This window comes from 'Nostoc azollae' 0708, from assembly GCF_000196515.1.
Taxonomy (GTDB): Bacteria; Cyanobacteriota; Cyanobacteriia; order Cyanobacteriales; family Nostocaceae; genus Trichormus_B; species Trichormus_B azollae.
Map to the genome: position 1 here is coordinate 4,308,801 of NC_014248.1, position 16,623 is coordinate 4,325,423.

A 16,623-nucleotide genomic window follows, 5' to 3' on the forward strand; every position below is an offset into this window, starting at 1 on the left:
ACCTATCACACTTGTCAATACCCCACCACCTGAATCCTTACGTTTGCCCATATAGATTTGTAGTCATGGTTTCAGCTAACAGAGATTCATCTTGATAAATTGCATTGATTTCACAGATTAAATCATCCAACTTCGTACCAGATAGTATCTCGTTTTGGCGGACAAATTCATTATTTAATAAATTCTTTGTTACCTTTTCCACCTATTATAAAATAACATCAATAGGAGCATTTATATCTCCTTTTAAAGGATCAAAAAGTGCCTGGCCGAAGTTTAAATTACTAAATATTTCTTTATCGCAAAATACAATTCCAGCAATTTAATTTCGCATTGTTCCCGTGCGTGATTCTTGAGCGCCATAACGCTTATTAATCAGTAAATTCCCTAAACATAGATAAAGCCTTCATAGGTGGCATCACAGATGGTTTATACAGTGGGAAATGTGAGTTCAATAATTACATAATCTAATTCATTAATAGAACTTCTTGTGACTCCTCCTTCACTCATTATCCCCCCTTCATAAGCTGCGTTAAATGTAAAACTGCGATGGAATTCTTCGTAAGTACTCAGAGAAAAAGCTGAATCAGAATAGACTTTAGAACGTTCAGAACCACTATCACCAGTAAATCCATAGATAATACAATCAGGGCATTCTTTCCAGGATTTTTCGCCGTTATATTCGCAGTATTTATCTTTGTTAGTCTCATCAGCAGTAGTCAGATTGACAACCCTGAGTAATTCCCTTCCAGCAAGTCTTTCTGGGGTATTTTGTTTGCGCTTGAACAACACTAAACGGCTGATTTGTTTTTTCCTTTAATCTGTATTTATTTTTTAACCCTGCTTGAGTGCCTGCAGTGTTGAGGATTCCACCTGTTTGAAATACGGGGAATGATTGACTGTGACGCAACATGATGAAGTGGATATATTTTCCAGAAGCTAAATGGGGAAATGCTGTTTGAAATTCGGGTTTTAAGGTTGTGAGAATGTTCATGATTTTCCCTTTGTGTTGTAGATTTTGATGATTTGTATCACCCAAAGACGCAAAGAGGTTTTAAAGGGCATAAATTAGGATGATTTTGCATATTTTTCTTGCAAAGGTAACCAAGGGTATGCAAACTACCGGATTTAATGCAGTTACTATTTTCTCTCAATAAAGGTCTATCTCCTTTCTAAAGCTCTAGAAATAGTTTGCGGACGCAGGTTGTTATAAATTCGTGAATTGCAGTTAATTCTTGTTCTTATCCTACAGTTGGCACTATTGATTTATCCATTATTAACGGACGTTTATAGACTTATTACCGTTCTAGGGCATCTTTAATTTGTCCAGAAACTTGGCAAATTAAATCATTGATTTCCACTGGTTGAGGAACTGAGAAAATTTTGTCTAAATCTTTAGAGAGTGGCATTCAACTTGTGTGGCTAGATTCACCTGATCCTGCTTAATAGAATACACGATATTCTTGTAGTAATTTCTCAACTAATATCATTAGATAAACTCCTTTATTTGTTTTTGGTTGGTCTTGTTTTACCCAGAGTTGGGCATATTGCCAATAACGTTTAACGTCATCTGCGGTGGGATTATCTCGTTTATCACGTCGTAAACCTTCCTGTGCTAAAGAAAAAACATTGAGAACATTTGTTGTTACTTCCCAAACTGTTTTAATCAAATCTCGCCATTTAGCATCTGGTGGAGAAATGCCATTATATAAATGGAGACTATAAGCAATCAAGCCCACATTCCGCACCCTAAACTGCCACAGAAAGAAATTACGGAGAGGAAAAATCCAAGGGAGCATAAAAACAAACAGATGCAGTGAAAAAAGGCATTGGAGAAACAGTAAAGCACCAAAAATAGCATCAAAAGCTATTCTCAATAAGGAGCAATAAGAAAGAACACCACCCAGACCAGTCAACAGATAAATGAAGATATTCAAGAGATAAATCATACCTGAGACTAATAAATCGAAGTAAGGAAAGAAATTATGGACATAATAAAATAGAGATATAAATCAAAGACGTTAGCTTATTTTCTGATAGAAATTAAATTAATAGAGAGAAAAATTAGGTAAGTAATCGATAGTAGGGAAAACAATGCTCTGGTAAAGGATTCACAATGAAATCTCTCTCTTAAGTCCAGTAACAGATGTGTTTTTCTTGGTTAAGTGTAACTAAATGAATAGACTGAAAGCATGGAAAAATCCAGCGTAAAGTGGGGCGGTCAGTTGGTTTGCCCAATTGATTTTTTACTGTTGATTTAGACTCTCTCAAAGGGGTTCTAATTTGTCGTTGCGCTGAAGTATAAACCAGCAGACATAAACCCATAATCATTCCCAGGGACTCTATTCTCTCTGGACTTTTTAGGAAAATACTGTCTGCAAAAAATAATGGGTCTTTGAGAAAAGCAAACCCTCTCTGGCAAGACTGTTGAGCTTTCTTTATATTCACTCAAGATGGAGTCATGGGTAAGTTCATTGGAATCCAAAAGGTTTGTACCAATAATAAAAGGCCCTGCCCTCAGAAATTCTGTATTAATTTTACTTTCATTCTGGGAGACTGTAGCTGATATTTCAGAGGATATCTCTCCTGAACTATCTTTTTTCTTAGATTTGATTTGAGTAACGTTACTCTGGTTAATTTGGTGATATTTGAATTGTTTGAATAGTTTAGATAACCCCTTGATAGCATCACCTTCACAAGCAAATTTTTCTGGTGATAACTTTTTGAAATCTTGCACAGCTTTTGATTATGCTTTGGTAATTTTTTGTGAGAGTTTACCCAGGTCTGATTCTCTTCTTTCTTGACTTTGCACTACTAACCATCTTTGTTCTATTCCTGCATAATTTACTGTTTTTGAAGCTAGTTTATATCCGGGTAAGTTACTATCAACAAATTCTGTTTCTGGTAATGTTGATATTAATGATTGTGCTGATTTTACGCTTAATGGCACTGGATATAACCAGCTTAAATCTGACATCATTTATCATTTTTAGATTTGATTCTGTATATAAGGCCAAGTCTGCTACTATGAGACTGTTAACTTTTAACTGTTTTTGGTACTCTACTGCTATTTTACCAAAGCATGATGAATCTGCTTGGTTTCCCGATGCTAGTTTTAAAAATATTGGTATGTCTCTATCTCCTGAACATATCATTTCTATGATGAACTGTTTTAACTCCGCTCTATGGTCACCAGAATAACCGTAGGTGGTGGTTATTTCTTTTGGTGATTTTACTGCTAATTCTTCTATTTCTTGATTATTTCCTACTTTTTGACTCTCAAATATTACTTCTGGTAAGCTGGTATTATATTGCCCATGTACGTCCATTTATGATGAGTTTAGATGTCCTACTCATAGGGATACTCCAAATTTTTAGGCTGCTTTTAAGGCGACAATAAAAAATATTCTATCCAATCCTTTTATAAATAGTTTATCCATGACTCTCCCCAGTTTATCGTCCTTGAGATATTCTGGTGTTACTCCTGCTCCTATTAGATACCAACAGGGGATTGTTTCAAAATCTTGGGGAAACCTATATAAGGGTTTTTATACAAATCCTAACCCTTTGATTATCATGGCTTTTACTACATGACCCGGACTTACTTTCTCTCCAATTTCAAGGATTATTTCTACTACTCCTATGGGGTCTATTATTCCTCCTACTATGCCTAAATGGTATAGGTTTTGAATTTCCATTTTTTGAAGCTTTGATTTCACAACAGAATTATCCAAAACTCCTGTTGTGATTAAATCATTTCTTCTTCTGTTCTAATTTAATTTTTAAATCATTAAATTTTCTTTTCTCTTATCTTCTTTACAAAACTTTATTCTCTCACTCTATTCCCATTTTAATCATACTTGTTCTTATTAAGCCTTTTCTTCCTTGCAGGAGCTTTAGTTCTTGTGTACTACTATCTGTGACAGTTAGGGTGCGGAAGGTGGGATCAAGAGTCGCTGCATTGCATTTTTAAACTCCTGAATTCGGAATGAATTAGACGATCCTAATAAGTTCCAAAATAATGCTGGTGCATCGAGAATAACAGACTCTTTAAAATCACTATCGCTGTTATAAATTGTCATAAAACTACTGGTAGCTATTACCTTTACTCTGATTACAACCAAATCGCTTTTATCCTGGAAATACTGCGACTTCTAGCCGAAAAACCACGTGGACGCAAAGAATTAGAAGAGTTACTCTCAATGTTTATGGAACAGCATGGTAAATCTGCTGATCATGCTGATGTTAAGCAAAAACTCACTGGTCCTATTCGTGAAATTAGAGACGGCGGTATTAAAATAGACAGCGTAACTTATAGTCCCTATAAATTAGTTGAGTCAAATTTTCCCATGCTTCTGTCAACTGAACAACGAGAAGCCCTGGCTATAGCCGGATATTTCCTTTCTAATATGGGGTTTTCGGGACAAGCAAGCCAAATTCAACGTATTGGAAATTTAACAGAATTAGGATATTCCACCGTCTATTAAAGTTGATTTTAATCCTCCGGTGGATTATACCGATCACAATTTAGATACCATCGCTTCCCAACTCAAAGCACGGTTTCAACAAAGATGTCGCTACACCATTCGCTATGAAAGCAAACTAGGATAAGGACGCATTTGGGATATTGACAGGTCAGAATTAAGACTAGATGAGAGTACTCTCTACTTATTTGCATTTGTACCTGACTGGCGTTCTTCCCGATTTGATTATTGGCCTAATATAGATGAAAATCAGATTCTTCGCCTAGATAAAATTGTCAATGTTGGTGCTGCATCTACTACTCATTGGTTATCCTGCGACTTTCCCACATTAAAAATTCGCTATCGGACAAGCGGACAATTATCTAATTATCACCCCCGACGCAAAGATGAAGAAATCGTTGACCGTGATCCGGAAGGAAAATACTGTGACATTGAGGCAACTATAGATTATTGGTTTTGGTTTCGTCAGCGGATTTTGAAATATGGGGCAAATGCTGAGATTTTAACTCCCCAAATGTTGACAGATGAAATTAAAAAAGAGTATAAAAAAATCTGGGGAAAATTATCATCGACAAAAATATAAACTAATTATCTAGGTATTAACTTACCGTGATTTCTAGCAGATGCGATTGCTCTAGGATTAGCAGTCAATATCTAAATACCCGGTACTGTCACAAAATCACCATCATCTGTAACTGTGTTTATATATTAGAACCTTTGTCCTAAAAGTACAACTCATATCTAGTAAAATTAGTAGTAGTTCGCCTCACATTTAATTGTGGTGTTTATTGTGATGTTTATCAAGGTTCCCTCAAAAAAAGTGGGTGTGCTTTGATAGAGTTCCTTGCTGGAGTCCTGGCTATAGATTTCTATTTTACCCTGTTTGGCCTTTACAAAATTCTTCAATAAATCAAGACCTGAACCTCCAGTGATCTGTTGCCAAAGTCTAAATATACGAATGAAGTCTGTTAGATAGTCATTGAGGGTTGGGACTTTGAGCATTCTTGTCAGTGGAGTTTGAGCAATTCAGGACACTGGATAGTCGTAAATATTACTACCTTAGATTAAGGATAAAGGATACACGAATACTTAAATTCTCCCTTGAACTTCTTACTAAGATGCTCTATAACTTCGATCAGCTTTAAGCTGCTTCCCAATCTGATACATATCCAATTTCTGATAAAAATGGGAATGTCAAGACAAAAATATAATTCTTAATTCGAAAACTCAACCAATCTAAACAATTATTCTGCCAAAGTTTTGCAGTACAATGAGAAATTTGGAGAGAAGAGGTTTTTGAATGACTCGTGTCATCATTGTGCGTCATGGTCAAAGTACATATAATGTTGAACGACGTATCCAAGGACGTACTGATGCGTCAACTTTAACGGATAAAGGTCGGAGCGATGCTGGTAAAGTGGGTAAAGCCCTGAGTAATATAGCATTTACAGCAATATATAGCAGTCCTCTCAACCGAGCGAAGACGACAGCGGAAATTATTCGCAGTGAGTTGGTTGAACATTCGTCCGTGATTCAGGTTTCTGAACATCTGGTTGAAGTAGATTTACCTTTGTGGGCAGGAATGTTATCTCTTGATGTGAAAGAGAAGTTTCCTGATGACTATAGTATTTGGAAAAAACGTCCCCACGAATTGCATATGATTGTCAGTGACGCACACGGGACACGAGAACTTTTCCCAGTTCTGGCTTTATATGAACAAGCCAAGCAGTTTTGGCAAGAAATGTTATCTCGTCATCAAGGGGAAACTATTCTCATTGTTGGACATAATGGTATTAACCGCGCTCTGATTAGTACGGCTTTGGGTATTCCTCCCAGTGTTTATCACGGACTACAACAGTCTAATTGCGCGATTAGCGTTTTAAATTTTGCGGGTGGTTTGGGTGATACGGTTCAGCTAGATTCAATGAATCAGACGCAACATTTGGAAGATACTTTACCCACTTTGCGACCAAATCATCAAGGATTTAGATTATTATTAGTACGTCATGGGGAAACAGAATGGAATCGTCAAGGTAAGTTTCAAGGCCAAATTGACGTTCCTCTGAATGATAATGGCAGAGCGCAAGCAGGAAAAACTGGGGAGTTTCTCCAAGAGGTGGCGCTTGATTTTGCTTTTAGTAGCACTATGGCGCGTCCAAAAGAAACAGCGGAAATTATTCTTCAGAAGCATGCTGATATAAAGTTGGAATTACTAGATGGTTTACGGGAAATCAGTCACGGCAGTTGGGAAGGCAAGTTTGAGTCAGAAATAGAACAAGAGTTTCCCGGAGTGTTGGAACGCTGGCGTACTGTACCTGCTGAAGTACAAATGCCGCAAGGGGAAAATTTACAACAGCTATGGGAACGTAGTGTGGCTGCTTGGCAGTCAATATTACAATCGGCTGAGGTAAATCAATGGCAAATTGGGTTGGTAGTGGCTCACGATGCTACTAATAAAACTTTACTCTGCAATATCTTGGGTTTATCTCCAGAAAATTTCTGGAATTTCCGTCAAGGTAATGGGGCAGTTAGTGTTATTGACTACCCTTTAGGCGCTAGTGGTTTACCAGTACTGCAAGCGATGAACATTACTAGTCATTTGAGTGGTGGTGTATTAGATAAAACGGCAGCAGGAGCATTGTAGGATTCTGGTGTAGGCTTACACCACTCTATGGTATCGGCTGTCGGTAATGGAATTTGAGATTTTGGATTTTGGATTTCTCCATTCATCCCCAGTCCTAAGTTTAATTTTTGCGTATTTAAGAAATAGAATAGACACAGGACTGACGCATTTATACGTAATAGCCGATAGATACAATGACAAAGGAATTGCTGCAACAAGTACGGTTAATCGACCCAGTTTCGGGAACTGATGAAATAGCTGATGTGTTGATTATTGATGGTTATATCCAAGCAATGGGATCACAAATTTCTGATATTAGTGCTGATATTTTTGTTCAAGATTGTCGGGGTTTGGTTCTGGGTACTGGTTTAGTTGATTTATATAGCCATTCCGGTGAACCGGGGTTTGAAGACAGAGAAACTTTGGCTTCTGTTTTGCAAGCTGCTGCTGCTGGTGGTTTTACTAGGCTTGCTGTTTTGCCTGATACTTGTCCACCTATTGATAATCCGGCTTTGGTGGCACAGTTGCAGCAAAAGAGAGTTGGGGAGAAAGCTTCAGCTTATCTGCAAATTTGGGGGGCAATAACTCTAGATTTAGCTGGTAAGCAATTAACGGAATTTCGTGATTTAGCTACTGCTGGAGTTGTGGGTTTTACGGATGGTAAACCTTGGGAAAATTTGAGTATAGTAAGGCGGGTTTTAGAATATCTGCAACCTTTTGGTAAACCTGTGGCGTTTTGGCCTTGTGATCGCTCTTTATCAGCTAATGGTATGATGCGAGAAGGTGCGGAGGCTTTGCGTATCGGTTTACCCCCTGTTCCAGCTAGTGCGGAAACTAGTGCGCTCGCAGCTTTGTTAGAATTGGTGGCTGCTATTAGAACTCCTGTACATATTATGCGGGTTTCTACAGCGCGGAGTGTGGAACTGATTGCGACTGCTAAGTTTCAAGGTTTACCAGTGACAGCCAGCACTACTTGGATGCACCTGTTACTAGATACGAGTGATGTTAAAAGTTATCACACAGCCTTGCATTTAGACCCGCCTTTAGGTAATCCCAATGATGTAGCGGCGTTGCGTGGGGGTGTACGTGGGGGTGTGATAGATGCGATCGCTATTGATCATGCAGCCTACACCTATGAGGAAAAAGTCCAGGCTTTTGCGGAATCACCACCGGGGGCAATTGGTTTAGAGTTAGCATTAGCTTTATTGTGGCAAAATCTGGTAGAAACTGGTGAATTCACGGCTTTAGAATTATGGCGAGTTTTGAGTAATCAACCAGCAGCGTGTTTACAACAGGAAATTAAAGCTATTAAGGTCGGTGAAAAAGCCGAATTAACATTATTTGATCCTGAACATACTTGGACTGTAAATAGAGAAAACCTTTATACGCTTTCTAATAATACACCTTGGTGTGGGCAAGAAATTAAAGGTCGGGTTTTACAAACTTGGTGTTAATTTTTTGAGGGGATGGGTTTGGAAAAATTATATCTGTTTTCAGGTATATAAATCATATCTTGTTTTTGTTTCGTACATAGGAAAAAAAGAGGTATCAATTCAAGATGTGGTCTAAATACTTGAAAACTTCTGTAATATACATGATCTCTTATTCAAGAGTTGGAAAAGTAATAAAGATTTCACATTGATTTAGAAGCGATAGCTGTTAGATGAACAGCGGTAATTTCCGAATAACTTGCAAAATCCTTGGTGTTAAAAGTCAGAATATGAGTATGAGATAAATCTACATTAGGTAATAATATATTTACATCTATCAAATAAGACATTTATTTAACCCCTGTCACCATTTTTTCAGGATAACACCAAAAATACCTATTTGATAATTAACCAATTTCTCAAACATTCTGACTCCTGACTCCTGACTCCTGAATTCTTACCTGCTAAGTTCAATTTCAGCCCTTAATACTGTTGCATGTGCTGTGGGTGAAATTTTGAAATCAAGTTTTTCACACACTCGCTGCATCCCTAAATTATCTGCCAAAATATAGGCATAGATAGAGCAGATTTTCTCGTTTTTACCAACGTCTATTAATCTTTTGAGTATTTCTGTACCTAAGCCTTGACATTGAAAGCGATTGCTCACCCGCATAGCAAATTCCGCAGCATCACTACCATGCAATTTACTCAACCTTCCTACTGCTAAAATTTCTGTTTCTTTAGTTGCTGGATTTTCATACTCTGTCACTAATGCCATTTCTCGCTCATAATCAATAAAGCAAATTCTCGTAAGTCTTTCATTGGCAATACGTTGACTTCATTTAATTAAATGAAAGTAACGTAAATAAACACTTTCTTCTGACAGTGTTTTATGAAATTTTACTATCAATGGTTCATCTTCAGGACGGATGGGACGGATAGTAATTGGTGTACTATCTTTTAATTGCCAAGCGCTAACATATTGGTGAGGATAGGGACGAATTGCTAATTTTGGTAATTGATGATTTTCCACATCAGTAGAATGCAAAACTATCCTCCCATCTAAAGCTATTAGACCACCAGGATGATCAGGAGTGGGAGGAATCGCTAATAAAGGATTAATATCAATTTCTTCAATTCCTGGTTGTTCCGCAACTAATTGACTAAATACAACTAACAACTCCTCCAAAGCTGCCATATCTATACTTTTTCTCCCGCGCAAACCTTTGAGCGCTGTATAAATTTTGGTTTGTTCCATCATCAGGCGTGCTAAGGTTGTATTTAGAGGAGGAAGTGCGATCGCACTATCTTGGAAAACTTCTACTAATTGTCCACCAGCGCCAAATAATAATACTGGACCGAATTGCGGGTCTAAACTACTACCAACAATCGATTCGTAACCGCTGGTTTTTACCATTGCTTGTACAGTTACCCCTAAAAAATCTTCAGGTTTTGCCTTTTCTAACACCGAGGATTCGATTAGATGATATGCGCGTTTTACAGCTTCCTCATTTCGCAGATTTAACTGCACACCACCCACATCAGTTTTATGGGTAATGATTTGGGAATACAATTTTAACACTACAGGATAACCAAGATTTTCTGCACATTGCACCGCTTCCTCTGCACTTTTAGCAATGCTACCAGCAACTACAGGAATAGCATAGGCTGCTAATATTTCTTTAGATTCAAATTCTGTAAGAATTGTTCTTCCTGCTTGTCTTGCTTTTTGAATAATATTTTCTACTGAAGCACAATTAGGCAAACTAGCACTGGCTTCTAAGTTTGGTAATACTGGAGTTTCATAAATACCCCGCAAGTTATAACTATATCGCCAAATATAGCTAAATACCCGCGCTGCTGTATCAGGATAACGATATGTAGGTATACCTTGATGATTGAGAATTTGTTCTCCAGCAGCCACATCTGCACCACCCATCCAACTCAATAAAATTGGTTTATTTGACATTTGCGCGTAGGGTTTTAAAAGTTCAGCAGTTTGGGTGGGATCTCTCATAGCTTGAGGTGTTAAAATTACTAATAAACCATCACTATTGGGATCTTTGGCGGCAATTTCTAAAGCTTTTGTATAACGTTGGGGATCAGCATCTCCTAAAATATCAATGGGGTTATTATGACTCCATTGGGGTGGTAATATTTCATTCAAAGAATTAATGACTTCTTCAGAAATTTGTGCCAGTTATCCCCCACTTTCGATTAATGTATCTGTTGCTAAAACGCCTGGTCCACCAGCATTGGTTAAAATAGTTAATTTTGATCCTTGGGGACGTGGTTGTTTTGCTAATACTTCTGACATATCAAATAAATCAGAAATACTATTAACTCGTAATACTCCACAGCGATGAAAAGCTGCATCTAAAACAGCGTCACTTCCAGCTAATGCACCTGTGTGAGAAGCTGCGGCTTTCGCTGCCGCTGTCCTACGACCTGCTTTAATGAAAATTATTGGTTTTGTTAATGCTACTTCTCGTGCCGCAGAGAGAAAAGAACACGCATCCCCAATAGATTCTATATAAATGATAATACTTTTTGTATGGGGATCATCTCCGAGATAATAAATTAAATCTCCCCATGCAATATCTAACATTGAACCAATGGAAACAAAGGCGCTAAAACCGACGTTCTCCTGCAAACTCCAATCCAGAATTGCTGTACATAATGCCCCACTTTGACTGAGAAAACCGACGTTTCCCGGACATGCCATTTTACTAGCAAAGGTAGCATTTAAACCAGAAATTGGACTCATTACTCCTAAACAGTTTAGTCCAATAATTCTAATTTTTCCTCGGTGTGCTTGTTGGAGTATTTCCTGTTCTAAAACAACGCCTTTTGCACCGGCTTCTTTAAAACCAGCATAAATAATAATTGCTCCTTGAATTCCTGCATCAACACAATCAGAAATAATCTGTGGGACTGTATGTACTGGTATGGCAACAACAGCTAAATCAATTTTTTCAGGAACATCGAAAATAGTAGGATAGGCTTTAATTCCTAATACACTGTGTCGTTGAGGATTGATAGGAAAAACAGTACCACCAAAGGGATTAGTAATTAAATTCCAAAGGAGTGTACGTCCGATACTTCCTAGTTTTTCATTTGCACCAATTACTGCTACAGTTTTAGGTGTAAAAATAACATCTAAGGGGTTTATTATCTCTGTTTGTAAGATATCATCAGCCCGGTCGCTGGTTAGTTTAATAGATTTTTGCATAATGACTCCTGTCATTAGTTATCAGTTATCAGTCTCTTCACTGTTGACTGTCACTTGTCCACTGTCACCTGTTTTTTGTTCACATTGCATCCATAACTTGTCACATTTAGGAAGAAGTTGAATAATTTTAATGAGTGCGATCAACATGCCTTTTTCTGCTGATGGTGAGATGCAATCGCTCATTTCAAAGTTAAATCCTGGTACAGTGACTAACCAAGCTGGGGGACAATGACCATAGACAGATTCGGTGAGAGCAAGAAGTGATCGCGGATTACCGATATGTCCATTGACAGCATTACTAATATCTAGTAGTAATGATCTTAATTGTATATCTAAAGGTTCAGAATTAATACAAGCATCTACAAAAATTGCTAAATCAGTCTTTGCTAAATTTTCAGCCAGTTCCGGTGTGAATTGATGGACTGCAAGAGACTTGACAGTTAATAAATGCCAAGACTCAATAGCATTTGCTATCCGATTTCCAATAGCATCATCACCAAGCAGTTCATTCCCATAACCAATGACCATTGCAGTTTTAGGCATTATTTCATCACCCTGTGAGAAGTAAGTAATTATTGATTTTCACCTTGCTCTTTTAATTGAGTATCATGGTTTATTCCGGCTATAAGCGCTTTATAATTTAATTCATAGCCTAGGGACTTTGGCATTGAATCCATCTGTTTGACTACACATGAACAAGTACAAACATTTGGCATATTTGCCAAGGTATAATCATATATATATCCCGCACGCTAGTACAGTACGGCGTAAATAAACCAACCATTCATTCCAAATCACTGAAAAGCTGACGCCGTATTCATTTTGAATTTTGTTGCCCAGCCTGCTGGAACCACTATTTTGTTAGCGTAGCTCTTCTGAAAGAAGGATTTTGAATTCACGGCGGTACTAGTGATTAGATGGACTGGATACATCTAAGAAATTCTGGTACAATACCACCTCTATACTCCTTTATGGTTGGTTTTTATAGGTTTATCAATTCCATATTTAAAATTAACGCAAAGATTTGAGAAACTTGTGAAGAAATACAAAAATTTGGACTTTTTGCTGTCATTAGACAAATTTATGTTAAAAATTTGTTCATCGTCGGGATTATTTGGTTAGTATGATCAATGTACCTGGTGGAATAAACCCAGTTAAAAAAATTTAGATAAATAGGTGAGGCTGTTCTATGCCGGAAGCGAATTTTCAACAGCCCATTAATACCACTGCTAAGATTCTAGAGGAGTATGGGGCGGGAAAAAGAGACTTTGGAAAAGCAGAATTAGGTAATGCTAATCTGCAAGGTGTTGATTTAAAAGGCGCTGACTTCAGCTATGCTGATTTGAGCGAAGCTAATCTCAGCGGTACTAATCTGCGGGGCTGTGATTTGAGTTTTGCTGATTTAAGTCAGGCTAATTTAAAAAATGCCGATTTGCGAGGAGCAATGTTGTTTTCTGCTAATTTCCGTGAAGCTAATTTACAGGGAACCCATTTAGAAAAAGCAGATTGTGACCATAACACCCATTTTCCTCCGGATTTTGACCCTATCAAAGCAGGTGTAAACATGAGTAACTCATTTGTATAAATACTAAGGCTGTGATATAGTCCGCCTTAGTATTTATACCAGCAATAATACAAGAGTTATAGGCAACCCATTCTATCACTTGACATATAAAAATAGCATACAGTATGAGTCAGGAGTAAAACTCTCTTGCTGTCTAGGGTTCAATTTAGATTCTGTACCTCATTGATCTGCAATCTGCTGTTTTTCTATAAAAATAGGAAATTTATGTTTTACAACCTGATTTTTACTTGGGAAATACTTTAGTTAAATCTAAGGTTAATTCAGGGAAAGATGGTAATTCCACACCCTCTTTAGGCAGTAAAATCGATCTGTGACGATAACCAAACTTACCTTGTAAATCTTGGTATGGTTGATTGTAGCATTCTAAATAATAGTCGACTAAATGGAGAATCCAATAATGAGAATGCATTGATTAGATAATCATCACCAACTTAACCAACTAATTACTACAAAACTTACGCAACTGGTATATTAGTAGGGTGCGTCAGATATCGAAAATTTGTTGATATTAACCTTTATCCAATTATTGTAGGTTAGGGTATTTCTTTATTATATAATAGTCCCAGCACCAAGATAACATTGAATCTAATAGATTAGAAGTTACGCATTGACAAACAAACTCATTCATGGGTATTAACCAGCACCAGCATTGATAAGATTTTCCACAATTTAGTCGCGCACAACTAAAGTGAATAAGTTCTGTGTTTCAATTCCTTGGCTATCTCTAACCATAAATCGACAAATTCCACATACTTGTTTGATAGCTCTATGAAAACTTTCAATCCCCCAATGAGTATTATGAATTGTCACAAATTCACTTTTGGTGATTTGATTGAGAGCTTCTTGATCTGGTAGATACACTATATAGTCTCTAGAGTCTTCTTTCTTGAAGTCTTGTCTAAACAGTTTGATCAATCGAAATGCTCTCAAATGAGTTATCAAACCTTCATCGGGAATTTCTAAACTCCTTAATAGACAATACTTTTCCAGTTTATTTGATACGGTTCTATTTTTGTCAATCCCAAATAGAAAACCCAATTTCTGGTTTTTCGAAAATTTTCAGCTTTCTACCCCTGAATACCAACTGTCTCCTGTAACTATTCTTGGTTTTACACCCCAATCAATCACTTCCTTGAGCATTTCCCGACAACAATCGTTCTTCGTCTTTTCCTCCTTCTTCTCGTATATTCTGTAATTTATTGGTACTGAATTTCCATACACATCACTGTAGTACAGTGTAATTAAATTTATTCCTTTCATGGTCTTATGATATTTCCTAGACCAAAAATAACTGATTAATTCTGCATTTTTTGTGTCACGATACAATTTTTATACTACTGTGTCATCTACAGTTAAAATCCCTCCTACTCTATTTATGATTTTCCTTACTGTATCGAATAAATCTTTCGTTTCCTATGTCTCTCTGAGCAATAATTTATTCACACTGTCATGTGAAACGTTTTCCAATATCTCTGCCAATCTACAACATCCCCCATGCTTTAGTTCTGATAGCAACAACAGAGTGTAATGTTCCAGATTGCATTCTGTTGTAGAAGGTTTGGTTATTTCTCTAATTCTCCCATACCTCCTAAGTAGATGACATTTTTTATAACTACACTATTTTGCTACTTTATCAATGTGTAACTCCTATAGATCTAAAAAATTATGATTCTGGATTATTGCAAGTGTAATCATTCAGCTAATGCCTAACGGCAAGCTAGGCGAACAGCAATCAGCTTTTTCAGGCTAACGCCAAAAATACCTATTTGATAATTAACTAATTTCTCAAACATTCTGACTCCTGACTCCTGACTTCTGAATTCTTACTTGCAAGTTTGTTATCATGTTAATGATAATTCCGGTGAATTTGATTAACAACAGTTCCATTTTTAGCGACTAATTCAATCAATAAAGGCATTTGTCCCATGGCATGAGTTGAACAACTTAAACAAGGGTCAAAACCCCGAATCCCCGCTTTAACACGGTTTAACATTCCTTCTTTGATTTCTGTACCTTGGATAAAATGATGGGCAGTTTGGGCAACTGTACGATTCATGGCTAAGTCATTTTGACCTGTAGCAATAATCAAATTAACTTTCTCCATTAAACCATTTCCATCAACTTGATAATCATGGAATAAAGTTCCCCTTGGTGCTTTACTGACACCAACTGCTTCTAATTGATTAATCCTAGTCTCAGCACGGAGAAGAGTTGATAAAACGTCTGGGTCATCAAGCAAAATTTCAATGTGTTCAATACAGGCTTAAATTTCAATTAATCGTGCATAGTGATAGAAAAATGATGATTGAACAGTGCCTTTAGGATAACTGCGAAATTCCTTTAATTCTTTATCAGCTAAATCTGTAACAATAATGCTACAAATGTTTAATCTAGCTAGTGGTCCAACGAGATACATTCCACTATCTAAACGACAACTATCTGCAGTATCGGTATCACCTAAAGGTCGATAGTAAGGTGATTTTAAGTAAGAGTCTGGTTGCACTGCTTCGCCGATCAATTCATGATAATTAGCAGTGTCAAGTTTATCAGGAACTATGTTACCAGTACTATCAACAAAACGAATATGTCCGTCGTAGGTTTCCCATAAACCTTCAGGACTCACTAACCCCATAAATAAACTGGGGAAATTACCAAAGGCTTTTGCTTCTTTTTCGTAGGTTTTTAACAGGGTTTTAAACAAAGGGATCACACTAATTATAGTGGCTTTAGCCTCAGGTATTCGTTGTTGAATGTGGATGCGGTTTTCTGATGTTAAAGGATTACTGACTCCACCAGGAACAGCCCAAGAAGGATGGATCTTTTTACCTCCTAATAATTCAATGATTTCTTGTCCAAATTGACGGAGACGAATTCCACCTCTAGCTAATTCTGGATCTGCCGCTATTAAACCAAAGAGGTTGCGGTTAGCTGGTTCGCTATCCATTCCTAACAGAAAATCTGGGGCGGTAAGATGGAAGAAACTTAACGCATGAGATTGAACAATTTGCCCCAAATTCATTAAACGGCGTAATTTTGTAGCTGCTTTGGGGATAGTTACAGCTAGAATGCGAGCGCCTGTTTTTGCTGATGCTAATAAATGACTGACTGGACAAATACCGCAAATTCTGGCTGTAATTCCTGGCATTTCCGGCAAAGGACGACCTACACAGAATTTTTCAAATCCACAAAATTCTGTCACATGAAAATGCGCATCATTAAGAGGCTATTGATAAAGTAAATGTAAAGGGGAGTAGACAAGGAATGTTGGAAGG

At 37.2% G+C, this 16,623-nt stretch carries 10 protein-coding genes and 6 pseudogenes; 5 read left to right on the forward strand and 11 right to left on the reverse strand.

Going from position 1 to position 16,623, the window contains the following annotated elements; all coding sequences use genetic code 11:
• Positions 1–37: 37 nt before the first annotated feature.
• From AAZO_RS39440 to AAZO_RS44110, 6 genes and pseudogenes are all read right to left on the reverse strand, one after another.
• A complete protein-coding gene (locus AAZO_RS39440) occupies positions 38–202 on the reverse strand; it encodes a hypothetical protein (RefSeq protein WP_228371313.1) in 165 nt (54 codons plus the stop codon).
• Between the two features lie 117 nt (positions 203–319).
• Positions 320–388, reverse strand: a pseudogene (locus AAZO_RS42825) (hypothetical protein); the annotation flags it as partial.
• Between the two features lie 38 nt (positions 389–426).
• Positions 427–789, reverse strand: coding sequence for a type I-D CRISPR-associated protein Cas7/Csc2 (gene cas7d, locus AAZO_RS41690; RefSeq protein ID WP_266886396.1), 363 nt, complete (start codon positions 787–789; stop codon positions 427–429).
• A complete protein-coding gene (locus AAZO_RS41695) occupies positions 707–991 on the reverse strand; it encodes a hypothetical protein (RefSeq protein WP_266886399.1) in 285 nt (94 codons plus the stop codon). The genes cas7d and AAZO_RS41695 overlap by 83 nt, the downstream gene beginning before the upstream one ends.
• Before the next feature lie 739 nt (positions 992–1,730).
• Positions 1,731–1,946 (reverse strand): annotated as a pseudogene (locus AAZO_RS42830) (C4-dicarboxylate ABC transporter); the annotation flags it as partial.
• Positions 1,947–2,061: 115 nt separating this feature from the next.
• Positions 2,062–3,695: pseudogene (locus AAZO_RS44110) on the reverse strand (IS1634 family transposase).
• Positions 3,696–4,199: 504 nt separating this feature from the next.
• Between AAZO_RS44110 and AAZO_RS39475 the strand changes: the two are divergent.
• The 4 genes from AAZO_RS39475 (at position 4,200) to AAZO_RS20160 (ending at position 8,558) form a co-directional block, all read left to right on the forward strand.
• A complete protein-coding gene (locus AAZO_RS39475; protein ID WP_228371317.1) occupies positions 4,200–4,484 on the forward strand; it encodes a hypothetical protein in 285 nt (94 codons plus the stop codon).
• A gap of 391 nt (positions 4,485–4,875) precedes the next feature.
• On the forward strand, positions 4,876–5,064 hold the full coding sequence (locus AAZO_RS42835; protein WP_476691484.1) for a WCX domain-containing protein: 189 nt from the start codon (positions 4,876–4,878) through the stop codon (positions 5,062–5,064).
• A gap of 717 nt (positions 5,065–5,781) precedes the next feature.
• Positions 5,782–7,125, forward strand: a complete 1,344-nt coding sequence (locus AAZO_RS20155) for a histidine phosphatase family protein (RefSeq protein WP_013192638.1) — start codon at positions 5,782–5,784, stop codon at positions 7,123–7,125.
• 173 nt (positions 7,126–7,298) lie between these two features.
• Positions 7,299–8,558 carry a dihydroorotase gene (locus AAZO_RS20160; protein WP_013192640.1) on the forward strand — a complete coding sequence of 420 codons (1,260 nt, stop codon included), beginning with the start codon at positions 7,299–7,301 and terminating at the stop codon, positions 8,556–8,558.
• A gap of 179 nt (positions 8,559–8,737) precedes the next feature.
• Here AAZO_RS20160 and AAZO_RS35730 read toward each other — a convergent pair whose 3' ends face one another.
• The 3 genes and pseudogenes from AAZO_RS35730 to AAZO_RS20170 form a co-directional block, all read right to left on the reverse strand.
• Positions 8,738–8,884, reverse strand: a complete 147-nt coding sequence (locus AAZO_RS35730; RefSeq protein WP_013192641.1) for a hypothetical protein — start codon at positions 8,882–8,884, stop codon at positions 8,738–8,740.
• A gap of 107 nt (positions 8,885–8,991) precedes the next feature.
• Positions 8,992–11,766 (reverse strand): annotated as a pseudogene (locus AAZO_RS20165) (bifunctional acetate--CoA ligase family protein/GNAT family N-acetyltransferase).
• 21 nt (positions 11,767–11,787) lie between these two features.
• Positions 11,788–12,309 (reverse strand): hydrogenase maturation protease, encoded by a 522-nt coding sequence (locus AAZO_RS20170; protein ID WP_013192642.1) that lies wholly within the window; start codon positions 12,307–12,309, stop codon positions 11,788–11,790.
• Between the two features lie 646 nt (positions 12,310–12,955).
• Here AAZO_RS20170 and AAZO_RS20175 point away from each other — a divergent pair.
• A complete protein-coding gene (locus tag AAZO_RS20175) occupies positions 12,956–13,351 on the forward strand; it encodes an Alr5209 family pentapeptide repeat protein (RefSeq protein ID WP_013192644.1) in 396 nt (131 codons plus the stop codon).
• Positions 13,352–14,020: 669 nt separating this feature from the next.
• Here the strand turns inward: AAZO_RS20175 and AAZO_RS20185 are convergent.
• Positions 14,021–14,926: pseudogene (locus AAZO_RS20185) on the reverse strand (IS701 family transposase).
• A gap of 271 nt (positions 14,927–15,197) precedes the next feature.
• Positions 15,198–16,571: pseudogene (locus AAZO_RS20190) on the reverse strand (Ni/Fe hydrogenase subunit alpha); the annotation flags it as partial.
• Positions 16,572–16,623: the final 52 nt, after the last annotated feature.

What these genes read in the sequence shown, in the direction of transcription:
- AAZO_RS39475 (WP_228371317.1), top strand. Translation starts at nt 4,200, where the DNA reads ATGTTTATGGAACAGCATGGTAAATCTGCTGATCATGCTGATGTTAAG.
- AAZO_RS20160 (WP_013192640.1), top strand. Translation starts at nt 7,299, where the DNA reads ATGACAAAGGAATTGCTGCAACAAGTACGGTTAATCGACCCAGTTTCG.
- AAZO_RS20155 (WP_013192638.1), top strand. Translation starts at nt 5,782, where the DNA reads ATGACTCGTGTCATCATTGTGCGTCATGGTCAAAGTACATATAATGTT.
- AAZO_RS20170 (WP_013192642.1), bottom strand. Translation starts at nt 12,309, where the DNA reads ATGCCTAAAACTGCAATGGTCATTGGTTATGGGAATGAACTGCTTGGT.
- AAZO_RS20175 (WP_013192644.1), top strand. Translation starts at nt 12,956, where the DNA reads ATGCCGGAAGCGAATTTTCAACAGCCCATTAATACCACTGCTAAGATT.
- AAZO_RS41695 (WP_266886399.1), bottom strand. Translation starts at nt 991, where the DNA reads ATGAACATTCTCACAACCTTAAAACCCGAATTTCAAACAGCATTTCCC.
- AAZO_RS35730 (WP_013192641.1), bottom strand. Translation starts at nt 8,884, where the DNA reads ATGTCTTATTTGATAGATGTAAATATATTATTACCTAATGTAGATTTA.